Below are 19564 nucleotides of genomic sequence, written 5' to 3' on the forward strand. Positions count from 1 at the left end.
AAGAGGGAGCGCACCATGACCAAGACCCACGGCTTCGACACGTTGCAGATCCACGCCGGCGCCCGGCCCGACCCGGCCACGGGCGCGCGGCAGACGCCGATCTACCAGACCACGGCCTATGTCTTCCGCGACGCCGATCATGCCGCCGCGCTCTTCAACCTGCAGGAGGTCGGCTACATCTATTCGCGCCTGACCAACCCAACGGTCGCCGCCCTGCAGGAGCGCGTGGCGACGCTCGAAGGCGGGGTCGGCGCGGTCTGCTGTTCCTCGGGACACGCGGCGCAGATCATGGCGCTTTTTCCGCTGATGGGTCCGGGGCGCAACGTGGTGTCGTCCACGCGGCTCTATGGCGGCACGGTCACGCAGTTCAGCCAGACGATCAAGCGCTTCGGCTGGTCGGCCCGCTTTGTCGACACCGACGACCTGGACGCCGTCGAAGCCGCGATCGACGACGACACGCGCGCCCTTTTCTGCGAATCGATCGCCAATCCCGGCGGCTATGTCACCGACATCCCGGCGATGGCGAAGATCGCGGACAAGCACGGCATCCCGCTGATCGTCGACAATACCTCGGCCACGCCGTACCTGTGCCGGCCGATCGAGATGGGCGCGACGCTGGTCGTGCATTCGCTGACGAAATACATGACCGGCAACGGCACGGTGACCGGCGGCGCCCTCGTCGATTCGGGCAAGTTCGACTGGTCGGCCTCGGACAAGTTTCCGTCGCTCTCGGCACCCGAACCCGCCTATCACGGGCTGAAGTTCCACGAGACCTTCGGCAACCTTGCCTTCACCTTTCATTCCATCGCCATCGGCCTGCGCGATCTGGGCATGACGCTGAACCCGCAGGCGGCGCATTACACGCTGCTGGGCATCGAGACGCTGTCGCTGCGCATGGAACGCCACGTGAAGAACGCCGTGAAGGTCGCTGAATGGCTTGAGAAACACGACGCGGTCGAGGCCGTCACCTATGCCGGGCTGCCGTCCTCGCCGTGGTACCAGCGCGCGCAGAAACTCTATCCGAACGGCGCGGGCGGGCTGTTCACCGTGGCACTGAAGGGCGGCTATGACGCCTGCGTGAAATTCGTCGACGCGCTGGACCTGTTCAGCCATGTCGCGAACCTCGGCGACACGCGCTCGCTGGTGATCCACTCGGCCTCGACCACGCACCGGCAGTTGACGCCCGAGCAGCAGAAAGCGGCCGGCGCGGCGCCGAACGTGGTGCGCCTGTCGATCGGGATCGAGGATGCCGACGATCTGATCGCCGACCTCGACCAGGCGCTGGCCAGCGCCGGAAGCTGACCCTTTCGCGCGCATTTGCAGTCCCGCGGGCCCGCCCGCGGGGCTTTTTCCTTGCATCGGCGGATTCCCGCGTTAGGCAGGAAGACAATCGCCCAGCGGACTCGTCCGGTGCCAAATCCCTGTGATAAACGCGCGTCATGAAACCGAATTTCGCTTTGCGCCTGGCGCATGACAGTATCGAGCTTCTTCAGCGGACCTCTGCCGGCTGGCTTTCGGTCGGATCGGCGCGCATGGATGCCCCGGATCTGGACGCCGAGGTCACGCGCCTGCGCGACCATGCCCAGCGACTGGCGCCCGAAGGCATCACGACGAAGCTGATCATTCCCGGCACCGAATTGCGCTACGAGACCGTGCTCGCCCCCGGGCCGGACGATGCCGCGCGCAAGAAGCAGATCGAAGCCGCCATCGACGGTCTGACGCCCTACGGGCTGGACGAGCTGGCCTACGATTGGGTCGTGGAGGGCGATCACGCGCTGGTCGTGATCGCCGCGCAGGAGACCCTGTCCGAGGCCGAGGATTTCGCCGCGTCGCACGGCCTCAACCCGGTTTCCTTCGTCGCCGAGCCGTCAGCCGAGAGCTTTCTGGGCGAGCCGTTCTTCGGCCCCGCGCGCCATGCCGCCCGCTTGCTGCCGGCCGGCGGGCGGGTGCTGCCCGACATCGAGCCCGTCAAGGTCGTCGGCCGGGCGCGCATCCCCGCGGCGCAGACCGTGCCGCCCGCAGCTGCCGCGCCTCCCCCGCCGCCGGCAGCGAATCCCTCTGCCGGAGAAACGCTGCCAAAGCCCGCGGCGCAAAAGGAGAATTCGGCGGGCACGACCGACGCGAAAGCCAGCGCCGACGCGACACCCGCGACCGGGCGCCCGCTGCCGGATCCGAAGACGCCGCCCGTCCCGACCGCTGCGGCGGCGACCGCTGCGACCCCGCCACCGACCGAGCCGACGGAGCCCGCGATACCCGATCCGCGCAAGCGCCTTGCCGCCGAGGGCGCGGGCACGAAGTCGGCGCCGGCCGCGCCGCGCCGTTTCGGCGGCCTGCCCGCCCGGCCTGGCGGGAGCGACGCGTCCCGCGGCGCCATGAGTGACCTGGTCCGACGCCTGGGCGCGCGATTCCGGCGCGACGGCGCGACGGCAGCCTCCGACGCCGCCGCGAACGCTTCCGCTGAAGATCCCGCGACCCCCGGCGAAACGCCCGCGGAAAGCCCGTCCACACCCACCTTCGCTTCCCGCCGGAAGGTGGGGCCGGCGCTGGTTTCCAGCCGTCCGGCCGCTGACGCGAAGGCCGAGGCGGGCGGGCGCATCGCCGTCCTGGCCGGCGCCGCCGAGGCCGGTGGCACAAGCCGCGCCCGCAGCGCGATGGCGCGGATGGGCGAAACCCTGCGCCGCCGCGGCCGGCCCGAAAAGCCGCCCGAAACCGCCGCAGCCGGCGGGGCGACCGCCCGCAGCGAGGCGACGCCATCCAGACCCGGCGACCAATCTGCGAAAACGGTCACCGCCAAAACCGGCGGCGACCAGCCGCGAAGCAGGGACTCGGGCAAACAGACCAATACGCTCGACCGCGCCCCGGCCCGACCGCCCGCGCCGGTCGACGCGATAATCCCGGCCTCCCGCCCCCCGGCGAGCGAGCAGGAAAAGGCGCGCGAGGCCGAGGCGCTCACGATCTTCGGGGCGCGTTCGGGCGAAAGCGGCGGGCGCGACTTCAACCGCCGCGGCCTGGTGTTGACCGCGGGCCTTGTCGTCCTGCTGGCGGCGCTGGGTATCTGGGTGGCCTATTTCGCCGCCCCGCCCGAGTCCGAGTTCGCCGAGCTACCCGCCACGACCGAGGTTCCCGCCGATCCGGTCACCGCCCCGACCGCCCTGATCGAGGCGACGCCCGATTCGGTCGCGGACGAAGCACCGGCCGCACCGGTCGCGGAAGAAACGCTCGCCGCGCCCGCCGACGAGGCACCCGTCGACGCCCCGCTCGCCGCCGACGACCGGATGGAAGCGCTGGTCGAGGAGGCGCTCCGCCAGGGCGAACCGGCCGCGGGATTCGCCGATCCCGACGCTGCCGAAATACCGGCAGAGGCCGCGGAAACCGGCACGCCGGGCACCCCCGCGGACCGGCCGGTCGCCCGGCTGGCCTTGCCCGGCCCGCTCGAACGCCCGGTGATCGAACTTCCGCAGCTAGTCAGCCTGCCGCCGCCGCCGCCCTTCGGCACCGAAATGCAGCTGGGCGACGATGGGCTGATCGTCGCCACGCCCGAAGGCGCCATCACGCCCGAGGGGGTCACGGTCTTCACCCGGCTGCCCGCCGCCGTGCCGCCCGACCGCCCCGAGATCGTGGTGCCCGAAACCGACGCCGCGCCCGAGGCGGAGCCCGACGCGGCCGAGGTCGAGGATGCCTCGGCCTCGCAGGCGGTCGCCCCGGCGGCGGCGCGGGAAACCGCCCTCCTTGATCTGCCCGCCTTCGAGCTGCAGGTCGACGTGACGCCGGGCGCCAATTCCGCCCTGGCCGGGTTCAGACCCGTGCCGCGCCCGGTCGGCGAAGAACCTGTCGCCGGCATCGAGGAAGCCCCGGCCACGGCGCCCGCGGAGGAAGAATCCCCGGTTTCGGAGAGCGCGGAGGGCACGCGCCTTGCCTCGGCCCCCGCCGGCGCGATCGAATTGGCGGCGCTGCGCCCGGCCTCGCGCCCCGACTCGCTGGTCCAGACCGCCACGCCCCCGGCCGAGCCGGAGATCGACCTCGAATCCGCCACGCCGCAGGCCGTCGCGCGCTCGCTGCGCCCCAATGCCCGCCCGCAGGGTTTTGCAAGCAGCGTGCAGCGGGCCATTGCCGCCGCGACCCAAAACCAGCCGGAACCGGCCGCGGCGCCCGCTGCGCCGGCCGCCCCGGCGCAAACCACCGCCACGCAACCCCGGATCCCGACCTCGGCCTCGGTCGCGGAAACCGCCACCCAGCGGCGCGCCGTCAACCTACGCCGCGTCAACCTGATCGGCGTCTTCGGGTCCCAGTCGAACCGGCGCGCCCTGGTGCGCATGCCGAATGGCCAAGTTCTGCGCGTGCAGGTGGGCGACACGCTGGACGGCGGGCGCGTGTCCGCCATCGGCGACACCGAACTGCGCTACGTGCGCGGCGGGCGCAACCAGATCCTGCGGGTCGGCCAGAGCGGCTGAAAGCCCGCCGTCCGCGTTTTCCCCGTTGCAACCGATGGTGCGATTGTCCGCCGCTTCGGCAATCGCTATGGTGGCGCGCTGCAAACCGGTGAAAGGGTTCACATGTCGCTGCGCGATCGATTGGCCAAAGACCTGAAGCAGGCGACCAAGAACCGGGACGCGCTGCGCACCTCGACCTTGCGGCTGATCAACGCGACCATCAAGGACCGCGAGATCGCGCGCCGGGTCGACGACGACGCGCAGGAAATATCGGACAGCGATATCGTCGCGATCATCAGCCGCATGGTCCGGCAGCGCCAGGAAAGCGCGCGCGCCTTCGAGGAAGGCGGGCGGATGGAACTGGCCGAACGCGAACGCACCGAGATCACGATCCTCGAAGGCTACCTGCCCAAGCAACTGAGCGAGGCCGAGATCCTGGCCGCCATCGAGGCCGAGATCGAAGCGACGGGCGCGGGCTCGATCCGCGACATCGGCAGGGTGATGGCGGGCCTGAAGGAACGCTATGCCGGGCAGATGGATTTCGGCACCGTCGGCCCGATGGTGCGCCGCCGGCTGAGCTGACGCCGGGCGCTACGCCCTGCCCTAGGCCGGTTCGCGCAACCGCGGCAGGATGCGCGACAGTTCGCCGTGCACCGCCAGGCGTTCCTCGGGCGTGAGGAACGCCCCCAGTTCCACCGCCCGGGTTCCGCCGGTCAGCGTCAGGTATTGTTCAACCGGGCCGCCGCGCGGGGCAAGATGCAGCCGGACCCAATGCGGATCGGCCTGCCATTCGCGCACCGCATGGCGCGCCTCGGTCCGGCGCAAGCGCACCGCGCCCTGCGAAAGATCCAGCTCCTCCAGGATCGCGCGGTCGCGCCAGTTGCGGCGGATCGCGATCCAGAGCCCCCAGAGAGCGATACCCGCAAAGGGCAGCAAGCCCCAGAGGACCGGCTGGCCGAGCACCGCCAGCAGCGGCAGCGCCAGTGCCGCCGCGCTGACCCCGATGACCGAGGCGAAGCCGCGCGCCTGCAGCGCATTGTGCGGCCAGAGGCGCAACTGCCAGTGCATCGGTTCGGGACTGGTCAGCGAATAGGGCATGGCGAAAAAATAGCTGCCGCTGGGGCAAAGAAAAGACGCCCCGCCGCATCGCAAGGCCGGCGCGGCCACCCGAAAACGCGGGCCGCTCCGGCCGGAAAAACGGCCCCGAAACGCCGAAGGCCCCGGGCATCGCCCGGGGCCTTCGCTGTCGTCGTACCGGTCAGTGCGCCGGATGCTTGTCCCATTGCTCGCGCTTCGGCAGCGTCTCGAACGTGTGCTCGGGCGGCGGGGTGGACACGGTCCATTCCAGCGTGTCGGCGTGCTCGTTCCAGTAGTTGTTCGCCGTGATCCGCCGGCCATAGAGCAGCGTCCAGGCGATGATCCCGATGAAGAACAGGAACGACGCGAAGGCGAGGAACGCCCCCATCGAGCTGATCCAGTTCCAGTAGGCAAACGCCTCGGGGTAGTCGATGTAGCGGCGCGGCATGCCCTGACGGCCCAAGAAGTGCTGCGGGAAGAAGGTGATGTTCGAGCCGATGAACATCATCCAGAAATGCAGCTTGCCCGCCCATTCCGGGTACTGCCGACCGGACATCTTGCCGAGCCAGTAGTAGATCCCGGCGAATAGCGCGAAGACCGCCCCCAGCGACATCACGTAGTGGAAGTGCGCCACCACGTAGTAGGTGTCGTGATAGATCCGGTCGACCGGCGCCTGCGCCAGCACGATGCCCGTGACGCCTCCCGTGGTGAACAGGAAGAGGAACCCGAAGGCCCACAGCATCGGCGTCTCGAACGTCACCGATCCGCGCCACATGGTCGCGATCCAGCTGAAGATCTTGATCCCCGTCGGCACCGCGATCGTCATCGTCGCCAGCATGAAATAGGTCTGCTGCGTCAGTGACATGCCAACCGTGTACATGTGGTGCGCCCAGACCACGAAGCCCAGCACCGCGATCGCGATCATCGCCCAGACCATCGGCAGGTAGCCGAAGATCGGCTTGCGCGAGAAGGTGGCGATGACGTGGCTGATGATGCCGAAGCCCGGCACGATGATGATGTAGACCTCGGGATGGCCGAAGAACCACAGGATGTGCTGGTATAGCACCGGGTCGCCGCCCCCTGCGGGGTCGAAGAAGGTGGTGCCGAAGTTGCGGTCGGTCAGCAGCATGGTGATCGCACCCGCCAAGACCGGCAGCGCCAGCAGGATCATCCAGGCGGTGATGAAGATCGACCAGGCGAACAGCGGCACCTTGAACAGTGTCATCCCCGGCGCGCGCATGTTCAGGAAAGTGGTGATGATGTTGATCGCGCCCAGGATCGACGAGGCGCCCGACACATGGACCGCGAAGATCGCGAAATCCATGGCGAATCCGGCCTCGTACGTGGTGCTCAGCGGCGGATAGAGCACCCAGCCGACGCCCGCGCCCGTGCCCAGGTCCCCGCCCCCGCCCGGCGCGAAGAGCGAGCAGACGGCCAGCGTCGAGCCCGCGACATAGAGCCAGTAGCTGAGGTTGTTCAGCCGCGGGAACGCCATGTCCGGCGCGCCGATCTGCAACGGCATGAAGTAGTTGCCGAAGCCCCCGAACAGCGCCGGAATGACCACGAAAAACATCATCAGCACGCCGTGCGCGGTGACCAGCACGTTCCACAGATGCCCGTTGGGCGTGCAGTCGCCCTGGCTGATCAGCCGCGCGCCCTCGGCGCACATGAACTGAACGCCGGGCTCCATCAACTCCATCCGCATGTAGACGGTGAAGGCGACGGCGACAAAGCCGACCACCCCCGAGGTGACCAGATAGAGGATACCGATGTCCTTGTGGTTGGTGGACATGAACCAGCGGGTGAAGAACCCCCGCGTATCCTCGTGTTCCGGCGCGGCTGCGTTGGCCATGCGTTGCTCCCGTTCCCTTGCGACGTCTTGTTGCTGCGCCCCGCAGCGGGCACCGCATCTGCCGACTAATTACTCCGGCTTGCACCCGCCGGCAACGCCCGACTTCGCCCTGCGACAAGAAAACAGGCTTTTGCAAGGGCCTGCCTGCGTCATTCCGCCGCAGAATCTTGGATCGGCTTGTGCCGCGCGGCCCTGCCGGCAGGATATGACTGTTCCAGGTCGCGACTGTCGTGGCGCGCCGCGCGCGCCCCGGTCAGGCGGGCAGATCCGCGCGGGCCGGTTGTGGAAAGGCCAGCGGAAAGGTCGCCTTCAGCGCCTCGTCGACATCGTCCAGCGTAACCGGCAGGCCCAGGTCGACCAGGCTCGTCACCCCGTGGCCGCGGATGCCGCAGGGCACGATGCCGTCGAAATGGCTCAGGTCCGGCTCGACGTTGATGGCGATGCCGTGGAAGCTGACCCAGCGCCGCAGCTTGACGCCGATGGCCGCGATCTTGTCCTCGCGCGGGGTGCCGTCGGGCATCGGCGCTTTGTCGGGCCGCACCACCCAGACGCCGACACGCCCCGCCCGGCGTTCGCCGCGCAGGTTGAACTCGGCCAGCGTGCGGATCACCCAGTCCTCCAGCGCGCAGACGAACTGGCGCACGTCGCGCCCGCGGCGGTTGAGGTCCAGCATGACATAGGCCACCCGCTGGCCCGGCCCGTGATAGGTGTACTGCCCGCCGCGCCCCGCGACATGGACCGGAAAGCGGCCGGGATCGACCAGATCCGCGACGCGGGCCGAGGTCCCGGCGGTATAGAGCGGCGGATGCTCCAGCAGCCAGACGGCCTCGGGCGCGGTGCCGGCGGAAATGGCGGCGACGCGCGCCTCCATCGCCTGCAGCGTGGCGGCATAATCCGCAAGTCCTTCAAGCCGTTGCCATTCCATCCCAGAACCCTTCACCGCCGCCCGCGCCACACGCGGCGAAAATCTACTGCGCCCGGCGCCGGGGTCAATCCCGGCCGCACACGGAACGCTTGGCGGATTTCGGCCTCCGTGGTAGTCTTGAAACATTGTTTATCCGGGGGAACCTTGACATGAAATTCAATTTCGCGACGGTCACCATGCTGGCAGCCGCCCTGGGCATGGCGCAGACCGATCAGGCCGAGGCCGACGCCTTCGTCGGCGGACTTCTTGGCGGCTTCATCGGCAGCGCCGTCGGTTCCAACATCCGCACGCAGCCGCGCCAGCGCGCGACGCGGACGCGTCCTGCCACCAGAAACACCTATCAACGCGAACAGAATCGGCAGGTTCAGGTCGCGCTGAACCATTTCGGCTTCAACGTCGGCGCGGCCGACGGGGCGCTGGGACCGCGCAGCCGCGCCGGCATTTCCCAGTACCAGGGCTACCTGGGCTTCGGTCCGACCGGCCATCTGAATGACTTCGAACGCAACATCCTGATGACCGCCTACCAACGCTCGACCATGGGCGGGCCGCAGGTGGCGCGGGTGGTGGCGAATCACCGCGATGGCATGCGCGGCCTTCTGGCTGTCGTCCGGGACGAATTCAGCGGCGGGCGCACCGCCGGCAGCAGTGGCGGCGCCTACGGCCTGCCCGCCGCGGTCGCCGACGCGGTGGACGAAATCGCGGCAAGCTCCGATCCGACCGCCGAGCAACTGGTGCAGCGTTCGGGCTTCATCCAGCTCTCGGACCTCAACGGCGACGGGCGCACGGACTATATCCTCGACACCTCGGTCACCGGGTCGGCCTTCTGGTGCAACGCGCAGTCCTGCGCCGTGAAGGTCTTCGTGTCGACCCCCGATGGTTACGTTCGCAACGACTTTCAGGCCTTCAACGTGACGCCCGCGATGTTCGACTGCAACCGCGGCAATTGCGAACTGGATCGCGGTGGCGCCACCACGGTCGCGGCCGCCGCCCCGGCCGAGCCGCCGTCCTCGGACGAGGCCGGCTCGGCGCCGGTCGCCACCGCGCAACCCCGCGTCCAGAACCCCGAGGCCAGCGCGCCGGCCATGCCCAGCTTCTTCGGGCAGGCGCAGACGCAGCAGGTGTCGCTCGCGTCGCATTGCAATCGTGTGGCGCTGGTGACCAACGCCAATGGCGGCTTCACCACCATCGACCGGATCGAGGATCCGGTCTTCGCCATGAACGAGCAGTTCTGCCTGGCGCGCACCTTCGCCATCGCGGATGGCGAGGCGATCATCGCGCAGATCCCGGGCGCAACGCCGCAGGCAGTTTCGCAACAGTGCGAGACGCTGGCGCCGCTGCTGCAGCAGCACGTCGCCGCCCTGTCGCTGGAGCCGCGCGAGGCGGTGATCCGGCGGGTCGCGGGCTTCGTCCTCGAATCCGGGCTTGGCGCCGATGACATGGCGGCCACCGCCCGCGTCTGCCTGGCCAGCGGCTACCTGACCGACAACCTGCCCGTGGCGCTGGGATCGTCGCTGCTTCTGGTCGCCCTGGGCGAGGAAAGCTATGGCGAACTGCCGGGCCACCACCTGCTGCAGGGCATCGGCGCATCGCAGCGCGAGGCAATGGCGGTCGAATGGCTGCGCGCCAGCGTCCCGGCCGAGCAGACGGGCGCGACCGCCGCATCCTTCGCGCCCGGCCCCGACAGCCGCAACCCGCTGATCCACGCCGCGCTGGACCGCCTGACCGGGACCGAGGCGCCGGCCGCGGCCACCCCGGTGCCGGTCTTCAGCCTGCAGCCTAAGTCGGACTGAACCCGAAAGTGCCCAGTGTCCCGCCGGTCGACCGGCGGGACCGGCGGGACCGGAAGCGCACAGCGGCAGCCCGCCGGACGGCGCGCCGATTTCCCCGCGGGGAAATGCCGCCAATCGGTCTCGATTTCACCGCTGGGAAATGCCCGCTTCCGCTTCGGGTGCCCCTCGGCGATTTCCCCGCGGGGAAATCGCGGGGTTCCATCGCTTCCGCCCGCTACGCAAGACACGGCGAAGCGGCGGCGCGCTAGGCCGCGCCCGGCGGGGGTTGGGGCATGTCGTCCTCGGGCGCATCCTCGGGGGCGTCATCGCTACCCGGACCGTCGAACAGACCCATTGCAAGGCCCGCGATCAGGACCGCCGCGCCTGCGGCAAGCGCCTGCGGGCGCGCCAGCACGCCCATCATCGTCGATCCGGCCAGCGAACCCAGCATCGCCGAATAGGCCGCCGCGCGACCGGCGCGCTGCCGGCGCTCGGCCCGGTTGAGAAGGGCGAGGACGAGCAGCGCGAACAGCGCGAGCGCCGCGAAGCCCGCGGCGGTGACGCCCGCCGCGGCGACCGCATCGCCCTGACGGGCCAGCCAGATCACCAGCGCGACGACGCCGCAGGCATAGGCAGTCAGGCCCAGCACCGCGGCTAATGCGTAGATCGCCAGCGACCGCATCCGGGCCTTGCGATACCGCGCCACATCCTCGGCGGCCATGGTCCTGATCTGCTGGAGCAAGGGATGCATGGGTTTCAGCGCCGCAACATCAGCCCGAAAACCAGACCGGCCAATGCGGCCAGCCCCAGGACCTGGAACGGCTGCTCGCGCATCTTGCGCTTAACGCCAGCCTCCAGCGTCGATAGCTGGCGCTGCAGTTCCTCGACCGCCTCGAGCTCGGCGCCGCGCAGGCGGCTGCTGCCGTAATCGGCGACAATGCCGCCCAGTGCCGCCAGTTCGGACCGCACGCGGGCGATCTGCTCCTCGATCCTTGCGCTTTCAGCGGCGGCGTCGGCCTTTGCCGTCCCGGCGGATTTCTGCGATTTGCTGACCATGTTGGTTTTCCTTTTTTCAGATGTCCGGAAACAGGATAGCACCATTCGCGCCGGCTTTCACCGCACGGGTCAGAGCCAGCGGTGAATCGGCAGGTGCCCAATGACGAAGGAAAGCGTCCGACGCCCGGCGCCGGTACGCGGTTCCAGTTTCAGCGCCTCGCCGTCGTCGCGCTGCCAGGTGACGAAACGCCCCTCCAGCCCCAGGCTGAACGCCTGATCGGGCGCGCGGCAGCGGTCGAATTCCTCCTGCAGGCCACGCAACAGTACCGGGTCGTCGAAGACGATCCCCATCTCGGTATTCAGGAAGGCAGACCGCAGGTCGAAGTTGAAGGACCCCACGAAACCGAGGTTGCGGTCAACGATGAAGGCCTTGCTGTGCAGCATCGGCCGGGGCTCGTGCCGTGCCTGGACCTCGTGCAGATGCACCCCGGCGGCGAGCAGCCGCTTGCGGTACCAACGATAGGCCCCGTGCACCGTGACATGGTCGGCCACGGCCAGCGTGTTCGTCACCACCGAGACCTGCACGCCCTTTTCCGCCGCCTCGACCAGCGCCTGAACGCCCTCGCCCCCAGGCACGAAATAGGGGGTCATGATCTGCAGGCTGTCGCGCGCGCCGCCCAGAAGCGGTTGCAGCGCGGCCGGCAGCCAGCCGCGCCTTCCGGTGCCCAGGGCCTTTTCCGGCGGGTCGGCGACCAGACGCAGGGTGCCGGTCCAGCGCAGCGTGTCGAGTTGCAGCGCCGTCGGCACCTCGCCCGCCCCCAGCGCCCGCCATTCGCGCGCAAGCGCCGAGCGGCTGTGCTGGGCGAGTCGCGCGCGGAAGCCGGTCAGGTCGGAGCGTTTCTTTTTCCATAAAGCGGCGATCGGCAGGGCGTGGCCGTCGTTCCAGTAGCTGTCGAATACGCGCTCGGCCTCGCGCAGGACCGCGCCGGCCAGGACCAGGTCCAGGTCGCGGACATTCCGCCGCCGGCCGGTCGCGGCGTCGAAATAGACGTCGCCGACATTGCGCCCGCCGATCAGCGCCACTCGGCCGTCGACGATCCAGGCCTTGCTGTGCATTCGCCGGTTGTAGCGCACGAGGTTGAGCAGCATCTCGATCCCGCGCCGGAAGGAACCTTCGCGAGTGCGGATCGGATTGAACAGCCGCACCTCGATCCGCGGGTGGCTGTTGAGTGCGAGATACGTCGGATCGCGCCCCAGCACGTTCACGTCGTCCAGCAGCAGGCGCACCCGCACGCCGCGGTCCGCCGCTTCCAGAAGCGCCTGCGCCAGCAGCTTGCCGGTCAGGTCGTCGCGCCAGATGTAATACATCGCGTCGATGCCGCGCCGCGCCATGTGCGCGCTTTGCATCCGCTGGGCAAAGGCCGCGCGGTTGTCCATGACCAGCGCCGCGCCGCTTTCGCCAGGATGCGCGGCCTCCAGCGGCGCAAGGACGCGGTCCAGCGGTGCGTCATCGCCGGGCGGCAGCGCCGAGGAAGGCCCGCCGCGCGCCCGCCGGGCAAAGCGCCCGTAGGACCAGAGCGCGACCACCGAGGCCCCCACCACGATCCCTGCGATGACGGCGATCCAGATCAACCACAGGATCATTTGGGCAACATCATTTGGTCAACATCATTGCGGCAACCGCAGACGCGCCTTGAGCGGCAGATGGTCCGAGGCCTGCCGCGCCAGCGGCGTGTCATGCGTGACCAGGTCCAGAACCTCCGCGCGGTGGCAGCCGATGATGCGGTCCAGCGGCAGCACCGGCAGCCGCGCCGGAAAGCTGGCCGCCGTCATGGCCGAGCGCTTGACCGCGCGCAATTCCTTGCGCAACGGCATCAGCGAACAGCGCGCGCCCAGCCGCCATTCGTTCAGATCGCCCATCACCAGCGTCGGGCGCCCGTCCTCGGTCTGAATTTCCTCGGCCAGGCGGCGGGCCTGGATCAGCCGCGACTGGTGCAGCAGCCCCAGATGCGCCGCGATGACCCGCAGCGGGCGCCCCGCCACACGCAGATCGCAGACGATGGCGCCGCGCGGCTCCAGCCCCGGCAGGGTGATCGGGCGCACGTCCTCAATCTCGGCACCGCGGAAGAGCAGCAGGTTACCGTGCCAGCCATGCGCCGCGGTGCCCAGCCGCGCCGGCAGCGGTACGGGTTCCAGGCCCGTGCTTTCGCGAAGGCGAGCCAGATCGAATACGCCCTTGCGGTCGCCGAAGCGGCGATCAACTTCCTGAAGCGCGACCAGATCGGCGCCGATCTCGCGGATCACCTCGATCGTGCGGCCGGGATCGCGGCGCATGTCGGCGCCGACGCCCTTGTGCACGTTGTAGGAGCCGATCCGCAGGTCGGTCACGGCCGGACGCGGCCTGTCGGGTTCGTGCGCTTGCGCTTTCATGATTCCAATATGCGATGCGCCCGCGCCGCATTCAATCGCACACGACGCAGGCCGGCAATCGCGCCGAGCGCAGGGATGCCAGCCCACAACCGCGCGGCTCAGCTTTCCTGGCGCAGGATCTCGGTGATCAGCACGTCATGCACCACGTCGCCAAGCTCGGCGCGCGCAGCCTCGCGCAGCGTGCGGCGGAGCGTCAGAAGGGCCTCGCCGCTGGTATAGACCCCGTCGAACCCGCCGAGGTTGGAGTGGTCGAAGAGTGCCTGCAGGAAGATCGAGCGCATCCGCGCCTCGTGCCGCGCCAGCGTGATGCCATGGTCGGGCGTGAGTTCCAGCGCAAGGTTCATGATCATCATCGACCGCACGCTGCCTTCGCCCAGCACCGGCACCACGAAACGGTTGGGCAGCTGCAGCGTTTCCAGCCCGGTCGGCGGCGGGACGTAGTCGGGGGCGTCGGCCAGGGATTCGGCGTCGACCGGGGGCGGGGCCGGGCGCAGCATCCAGCCCGCGCCGGCGCCGCCGGTCAGCCCAACCAGGCCCAGAACAATCGGCAGGATCAGTTTCTTCATGGCCGCCTCAGAACGGAAGAAGGATATCGGCGATCTGCTGGCCGTATCGCGGCTGCTGCATCTCGGTGATCTGCCCGCGCCCGCCGTAGGAGATGCGCGCCCCGGCGATCCGGTCGTACGCGATCTCGTTGCGGCGCGAGATGTCCTCGGGGCGGATGAAGCCGGTCACTATCAACTCGCGCAACTCGTTGTTCACGCGCACCTCCTGGCTGCCTTCAAGACGCAGGACACCGTTCGGCAACTGCTCGATGATGGTCGTCGCGACGCGCAGGGTCAGACGTTCGTTGCGACTGACCGAGCCCGACCCCTGGAAGGTCGATGCGCTGTCCATGCCCACTGCGTTCGCCATGCTGGCGCCCGCGGGCAGGCGCTCGTCGAGGCGCTGCGGGATGCCGAAAAGCTGCGGCACGCCCATGCTCTGCGACCCGGTCCGCCCGCGCTGGGACGAGTTCGTGATCTCGGCCCGGTCGTCGATCTCGATCACCACGGTCAGGATGTCGCCCTGGCGGCTGGCGCGCCGATCGCCCAAAAGCGAGCGTTGCCCCGCCGACCAGAGCGAGGCGTCGTCGACGCCGCGCCGCGTTTCGGCCCGTTCGGGCAGCGGCACGTTGTAGAGCGCGCGATGCTCCAGCCGGGGATCGAGCGGCGTGAAGTCCGGCGCCCGCCCCACGGTCGAAAGCGGCTGGCACGCAGCGAGGGCCAGCGCGCCGAGAAGCAGAAGGGCAGCAGGGATATTGCCGGGCATTTCGGGCCTCTGCGGTTGTTGGGTGCCGGACGGCGGCGTGCCGGTTCAGGGCGTGACGTGGACCTCGCCGGTATCCGTCACCCAGCCGGTGACGGTACTGCGCGAGGCAAGGTTCATGATGCGGATGCTGTCGCCTTCGCCGCCGCGACCGAGCGCGCGGCCTTCGGCGCGAATCTCCAGGCCCCCGCGCCGAAAGACCAGCGGCACGATCTGGTTGCGCTGGACCAGCGCCGGGGGAGCAAGCGCCGACAGCGGGATCGGGCGGCCGGCATAAAGCGTGACGCGGGCCTCGAAGCCCACGACCTCCTCGGGCGACTGCGCCGCCCCCGGCGCAGCGGGACGGTCGACAAGCGTCACGTCCTCGGCCCCGATCAGGGTGTTGGCGCGCAAGGTCCGTGTCGCCAGCACCGACCCGGCCAGCGCCGTTCCCGGTCCCAGCGCGACGGTCAGGCACAGGGCGACGAGGACGCGCATCAGCGCACCTGCGTCGTGGCCGACATCATCTGGTCGGCGGCGGTGATCACCTTGGCGTTCAGCTCGTAGCCGCGCTGCGCCTTGATCATCTCGGTCAGTTCGCGCACCGCGTCGACCGAGCTTTCCTCCAGGTAACCCTGACGCAGGGTTCCCAGCCCATCCTCGCCCGGATTGGCGACGAAGGAGGGACCCGAAGCTTCGGTCTCCAGGAACAGGTTCGATCCCAGCGCCTCGAGCCCGCGTTCGTTGACGAAGCTGGCCAGCGTGATCTGGCCGATCATCTCGGGCGCGACGCGGTCGCCGAAATAGGCATAGACCTCGCCCTGGGCGTTGATCGAGAGCGAGCGCGCATCGGCCGGGATGGTGATGCCCGGCGCGACCTCGTAGCCGTCGGAGGTGACGATCAACCCCTCGCCGGTCTGCTTCAGCCCGCCGTCGCGGGTGTAGGCGGCGCGCCCGTCGGGCAGCGTGACCTCGATCCAGCCGCGCCCCTCGATGGCCAGGTCCAGCTCGCCGCCGGTGGCCAGGATCGCGCCCTGCGCGATCTGCATCGACACCGCCGCCGGCCGCGCACCGAGGCCCAGCTGCACGCCGGTCGGCACGATCGTGCCGTCCGCCGACGAGATCGTGCCGGCGCGGGTGTGCTGCTGGTAGTGCAGGTCGGCGAATTCGGCGCGCCGGGCATTGTAGCCGGTGGTCGACATGTTCGCGAGGTTGTTGGCGACGGTATCGACGCGCATCTGCTGCACGCTCATCCCGGTCGCGGCGATATGAAGGGCACGCATCTCAAATCTCCTTATCTGCCGAGCGTCTGCACGACATTGCGAATCCGCTCGTCCTCGCGGTCCATGAACGACTGCCCCAGCTCGTAGGCGCGCTGCACGGCGACCAGCCGGGCCATTTCGGTGATCGGGTTGACGTTGCTTTCTTCCAGGAAGCCCTGATAGACGACGGCCTGTTCGGCGGGCAGTACATCGCCCACGGGCTCCAGCAGCACGCCGGCGGCGCGCCGCATCTCGGTCGGGTCCGCCGGACGGACGAGGCCGATCTGCGCCAGTGGCGCGCCGTCGACCGACAGTGTCCCGTCCCGCGCGATGGCGACCACGCCCGCATCTGCCGGCACGAAGATCCGCGCCCCGCCCAGATCCAGCAGCGGGTAGCCGTCCGGGGTGACCATTTCGCCCTCGGCGTTGGTCTGGAAATGCCCCGCGCGGGTCAGCCGTTCGCCCTGCGGCGTCTCGACCTGGAAGTAACCGTCCCCCTCGATCGCCAGATCGAGCGCGCCGCCGGTCTGCGTCAGCGTACCCTGCGTCAGAAAGGTCTGCCGGGCGTTGGCGGCGGCCATCGACAGCGGCGACTCGATCGGATCGAGGCGGCGGACGAATTCGGAGAAGAGCACCCCTTCGCGCCGGAACCCCGTGGTCGAGACGTTGGCCATGTTGTTGGCCAGAAGCTGCAACTCGCGCAGAAGGCCGCTTTGGCGCGTGAGGCCAGTATAGCCGGCATTGTCCATCACTCAGCCCCCTATGACAAGTGGAATGATCTGGGCCTGGAAGAAATCGACAAGCGCGCCCGTCATGAAGCTCATCGACACCCAGAAGACGATCAGCATCGACAGCACCTTGGGCACGAAGGTCAGGGTCATTTCCTGGACCGAAGTCAGGGCCTGGAAAAGGCCCACGGTGACCCCGGCCAGAAGCGCCGCGCCCAAAAGCGGCGTGGACAGCAGGACGGAGAGCCAGAGCCCCTGGCGCATGATGTCGAAGAAGACCGCGTCGTTCATCCTGTCCCCCGTCCGGTTCCGGCTCAGACCGGCATGCGGAGAATTTCGAGATAGGCCTCGACCACCCGGTCGCGCACGGCGACCGTGGTCTCGACGGCCAGCTGCGCCTCTGACAGCGCAGCGACCAGCGCGTGCGGGTCGGCGCCACTGATCATCGTGTCCTGTGCGGCGGTTTCGGCGGACTGAAGGGTCTGCGCGAAGGCTTCGGCGAAGCGGCCCGCGGAGGTCTGCGCGCCGGCGCCACCGGCGGGGTCGGGCGCGGTCAGCGGCCGCGCCGCGCCATAGGAACGTGCGGCGAGAGTGGCGTTGATATCCATGAAAATGCTCCTTGGGCCTTATTTTCGCAGCAGCCCGATCAGGCTCTGCGACATTTGCCGCGCCTGATCGAACATCCTGAGGTTCGCCTCATAGCTGCGTTGTGCTTCGCGCGCGTCGGCCAGTTCGACCATCAGATCGACATTCGAGCCGAGGTAGTGACCCGATTCGTCGGCCAGAATGTGGCCCGGGTCATAGATCTGCGGCAATTCGCGGGCATCCAGCGCCACCTGCCCCGCCGCCACGCCCGAGCGCGCGCCGAACGCGTCGCCGGGCAGTGCCACGTTCTCGAAGGGAATGGTCTTGCGCCGGTAGCCGGGCGTGTCGGCATTGGCGATGTTTTCCGATACGTGGCGCAACCGGGTCGACTGCGCCTGCATCCCCGAGGCGGCCAGCGAAAGAGTATGTGTCAGATCGCTCATCCTTAAATCCTTTCGTCAGCGCCGGGTGATGACCGCGCGCAGGATATCCCGCGCCGTCGAATAGACCCCAAGCGCGAGGTCGTGACTCTGGCGGGCTTCCACGGCGCGCATCATCTCGTGCTCGAGCGAAACGGTGTTTCCGTCGGGCGATAGGGTGACCGGACGCGCATCGGGGCGGATCTGCGCGTCGCGCCGCCCAGCGTTCGTGTTTTCAAGAAAATCCGAAAATGACACGGCATCGCGGCTTCGGTAGCCGGGCGTGTTTGCATTGGCGATGTTCTGGGAAATGGCTTGCTGCCGCGTCGCGGCATGTGCCGCAAACGTCTGCGCAAGCCGCAGGATATCCAGACTGATCGACACGAGGGATTCTCCCTTTGCTGGCCTACACGAAGCCTTAAGGGTGATTCCTTTAGAAAGCGTAATCACTTGTGAGGCCAGCGAACGCCGTCAGGGAGAAGCCCGATGCCCGTTTTCGACAACCTTCTGGCCGATCTGGCGGAACTGAAACCGATCCGCCATTTCGGCCGTATCAGCGAAACCCGCGGGCCCCGGTTGATGGCGGTGGGCCTGTCGGGGCGGGCGCGACTGGGCGACCGCGTGCGCGTGCGCACCGCCGGCGGCGCGGCCTTGGAGGGAGAGATCCTGAGCCTTTCGCGCGACGGCGCCGAGATCCTGCCGGAAGGAACCGTCGAGGGCGTTTCGATCGGCGATGCGGTGGAGCATCTGGGGCTGGGCCTGATCGCGCCGGATGCGGGCTGGATCGGTCGCGTGATCGACCCCTACGGGGCGCCGCTCGATGGCCGTCCGCTGCCGCGGGGGCGCACGCCGCGCCCCTTGCGGGCGGCGCCGCCCGCCGCAGCCCGCCGCAAGCGGCTGGGGGGCAGGCTGGCGACGGGGCTGGATGCGTTCAACACGCTGCTGCCGCTGGTGCGCGGACAGCGGATCGGTCTTTTCGCAGGCTCGGGCGTCGGCAAGACGACACTCTTGGGTCAGTTCGCCCGCGGGGTCGAGGCCGATGTGGTGGTGCTGGCGCTGGTCGGCGAACGCGGCCGCGAATTGCGCGACTTCGTCGACGAGGTGCTGGGACCGGAGGGGCTTGCGCGCTCGGTCGTGGTCACCGCCACCTCGGACCGCTCGCCGCTGGCGCGACGGCGCGCGGCGCTGACCGCAATGACCGTGGCCGAGCATTTCCGCGACGAGGGCCTGCATGTGCTGCTGCTCTGCGACTCGATCACCCGCTTCGCCGAGGCGCATCGCGAGATCGCGCTCTCTGGCGGCGAGGCGGCGAGCCTGCGCGGCTTCCCGCCCTCGACCGCGCACCAGATCATGGCGTTGGCCGAGCGCGCCGGGCCGGGGCTGGACGGCCAGGGCGACATCACCGGCATCTTCACCGTGCTGGTCGCGGGGTCCGACATGGACGAACCCGTGGCCGATATCCTGCGCGGCGTGCTGGACGGGCATGTCGTGCTGGATCGCGCGATCGCCGAACGCGGGCGCTTCCCCTCGGTGGACCTGTCGCGCTCGGTCTCGCGCAGCCTGCCCGGCGCCGCGACGCCGGGCGAGAACGCCTATATCGCCGAGGCCCGCCGCCTGATCGGCGCCTGGGAACGGGCCGAGATGATGGTGCAGGCGGGGCTTTACGCGCAGGGGTCCGACCCGCTGACCGACCGGGCGATCCGGGTCTGGCCGAAGCTCGACGCCTTCCTCGCCGGGACCGAGGCGGCCAGCGTCGCCGACAGCTTCGCCCGGCTTCGGCGCGTGCTGGAGGGCTGAGGTCAGG

21 protein-coding genes are annotated in these 19564 nt (G+C 69.2%); 5 read left to right on the plus strand and 16 right to left on the minus strand.

Going from position 1 to position 19564, the window contains the following annotated elements:
- The first annotated feature begins 15 nt into the window (after positions 1-15).
- The 3 genes from IM708_RS04885 (at position 16) to IM708_RS04895 (ending at position 5012) form a co-directional block, all read left to right on the plus strand.
- Positions 16-1302 (plus strand): O-acetylhomoserine aminocarboxypropyltransferase/cysteine synthase family protein, encoded by a 1287-nt coding sequence (locus tag IM708_RS04885; protein WP_209425206.1) that lies wholly within the window; start codon positions 16-18, stop codon positions 1300-1302.
- A gap of 137 nt (positions 1303-1439) precedes the next feature.
- Complete coding sequence (locus tag IM708_RS04890) at positions 1440-4451, plus strand: hypothetical protein (protein WP_209425207.1); 3012 nt, start codon at positions 1440-1442, stop codon at positions 4449-4451.
- A 102-nt stretch (positions 4452-4553) separates the two neighbouring features.
- A complete protein-coding gene (locus IM708_RS04895; protein WP_209425208.1) occupies positions 4554-5012 on the plus strand; it encodes a GatB/YqeY domain-containing protein in 459 nt (152 codons plus the stop codon).
- Between the two features lie 21 nt (positions 5013-5033).
- On the opposite strand, the gene IM708_RS04900 is transcribed toward IM708_RS04895, so the two are convergent.
- The 3 genes from IM708_RS04900 to lipB form a co-directional block, all read right to left on the minus strand.
- Complete coding sequence (locus IM708_RS04900) at positions 5034-5528, minus strand: DUF2244 domain-containing protein (protein ID WP_209425209.1); 495 nt, start codon at positions 5526-5528, stop codon at positions 5034-5036.
- A 160-nt stretch (positions 5529-5688) separates the two neighbouring features.
- On the minus strand, positions 5689-7359 hold the full coding sequence (gene ctaD / locus IM708_RS04905; protein ID WP_209425210.1) for a cytochrome c oxidase subunit I: 1671 nt from the start codon (positions 7357-7359) through the stop codon (positions 5689-5691).
- 253 nt (positions 7360-7612) lie between these two features.
- Complete coding sequence (gene lipB / locus IM708_RS04910) at positions 7613-8299, minus strand: lipoyl(octanoyl) transferase LipB (RefSeq protein WP_348524940.1); 687 nt, start codon at positions 8297-8299, stop codon at positions 7613-7615.
- A gap of 134 nt (positions 8300-8433) precedes the next feature.
- Here lipB and IM708_RS04915 point away from each other — a divergent pair, with 134 nt between their 5' ends.
- Positions 8434-10074 carry a peptidoglycan-binding domain-containing protein gene (locus IM708_RS04915; protein WP_209425212.1) on the plus strand — a complete coding sequence of 547 codons (1641 nt, stop codon included), beginning with the start codon at positions 8434-8436 and terminating at the stop codon, positions 10072-10074.
- Between the two features lie 244 nt (positions 10075-10318).
- Here IM708_RS04915 and IM708_RS04920 read toward each other — a convergent pair whose 3' ends face one another.
- The 13 genes from IM708_RS04920 to IM708_RS04980 all read right to left on the minus strand — a co-directional run bounded on the left by IM708_RS04920 (position 10319) and on the right by IM708_RS04980 (position 18210).
- Entirely contained in the window at positions 10319-10804 is a 486-nt protein-coding gene (locus tag IM708_RS04920; RefSeq protein WP_209425213.1) for a hypothetical protein, read from the minus strand.
- Between the two features lie 5 nt (positions 10805-10809).
- Positions 10810-11109: a hypothetical protein gene (locus IM708_RS04925; protein WP_209425214.1), complete on the minus strand. Its 300-nt coding sequence runs from the start codon at positions 11107-11109 to the stop codon at positions 10810-10812.
- Positions 11110-11178: 69 nt separating this feature from the next.
- Entirely contained in the window at positions 11179-12693 is a 1515-nt protein-coding gene (locus tag IM708_RS04930) for a phospholipase D family protein (protein ID WP_209425215.1), read from the minus strand.
- Positions 12694-12717: 24 nt separating this feature from the next.
- Positions 12718-13479 carry an endonuclease/exonuclease/phosphatase family protein gene (locus IM708_RS04935; RefSeq protein WP_209425216.1) on the minus strand — a complete coding sequence of 254 codons (762 nt, stop codon included), beginning with the start codon at positions 13477-13479 and terminating at the stop codon, positions 12718-12720.
- A 98-nt stretch (positions 13480-13577) separates the two neighbouring features.
- On the minus strand, positions 13578-14045 hold the full coding sequence (locus IM708_RS04940; RefSeq protein WP_209425217.1) for a flagellar basal body-associated FliL family protein: 468 nt from the start codon (positions 14043-14045) through the stop codon (positions 13578-13580).
- 7 nt (positions 14046-14052) lie between these two features.
- The gene (gene flgH / locus IM708_RS04945) at positions 14053-14790 is read right to left on the minus strand and encodes a flagellar basal body L-ring protein FlgH (RefSeq protein ID WP_209425218.1); all 738 of its coding nucleotides are present in this window, start codon (positions 14788-14790) and stop codon (positions 14053-14055) included.
- Between the two features lie 45 nt (positions 14791-14835).
- Positions 14836-15264 (minus strand): flagellar basal body P-ring formation chaperone FlgA, encoded by a 429-nt coding sequence (gene flgA, locus IM708_RS04950; protein WP_209425219.1) that lies wholly within the window; start codon positions 15262-15264, stop codon positions 14836-14838.
- Positions 15264-16049, minus strand: coding sequence for a flagellar basal-body rod protein FlgG (gene flgG, locus IM708_RS04955; protein ID WP_209425220.1), 786 nt, complete (start codon positions 16047-16049; stop codon positions 15264-15266). The genes flgA and flgG overlap by 1 nt, the downstream gene beginning before the upstream one ends.
- Positions 16050-16060: 11 nt before the next feature.
- Positions 16061-16777, minus strand: coding sequence for a flagellar hook-basal body complex protein (locus tag IM708_RS04960; protein WP_209425221.1), 717 nt, complete (start codon positions 16775-16777; stop codon positions 16061-16063).
- Between the two features lie 3 nt (positions 16778-16780).
- Positions 16781-17047, minus strand: coding sequence for a flagellar biosynthetic protein FliQ (locus IM708_RS04965; protein ID WP_209425222.1), 267 nt, complete (start codon positions 17045-17047; stop codon positions 16781-16783).
- A gap of 23 nt (positions 17048-17070) precedes the next feature.
- A complete protein-coding gene (gene fliE, locus IM708_RS04970) occupies positions 17071-17364 on the minus strand; it encodes a flagellar hook-basal body complex protein FliE (RefSeq protein ID WP_209425223.1) in 294 nt (97 codons plus the stop codon).
- Positions 17365-17382: 18 nt separating this feature from the next.
- The gene (flgC, locus tag IM708_RS04975; protein WP_209425224.1) at positions 17383-17784 is read right to left on the minus strand and encodes a flagellar basal body rod protein FlgC; all 402 of its coding nucleotides are present in this window, start codon (positions 17782-17784) and stop codon (positions 17383-17385) included.
- A 15-nt stretch (positions 17785-17799) separates the two neighbouring features.
- Positions 17800-18210, minus strand: coding sequence for a flagellar basal body protein (locus tag IM708_RS04980; RefSeq protein ID WP_348524941.1), 411 nt, complete (start codon positions 18208-18210; stop codon positions 17800-17802).
- A 36-nt stretch (positions 18211-18246) separates the two neighbouring features.
- Here IM708_RS04980 and IM708_RS04985 point away from each other — a divergent pair, with 36 nt between their 5' ends.
- The gene (locus IM708_RS04985) at positions 18247-19557 is read left to right on the plus strand and encodes a FliI/YscN family ATPase (protein ID WP_209425225.1); all 1311 of its coding nucleotides are present in this window, start codon (positions 18247-18249) and stop codon (positions 19555-19557) included.
- The last annotated feature ends 7 nt before the right edge of the window (positions 19558-19564 follow it).

Origin of the sequence: Pararhodobacter sp. SW119, from assembly GCF_017811755.1 — a bacterium.
Taxonomy (GTDB): Bacteria; Pseudomonadota; Alphaproteobacteria; order Rhodobacterales; family Rhodobacteraceae; genus Pararhodobacter.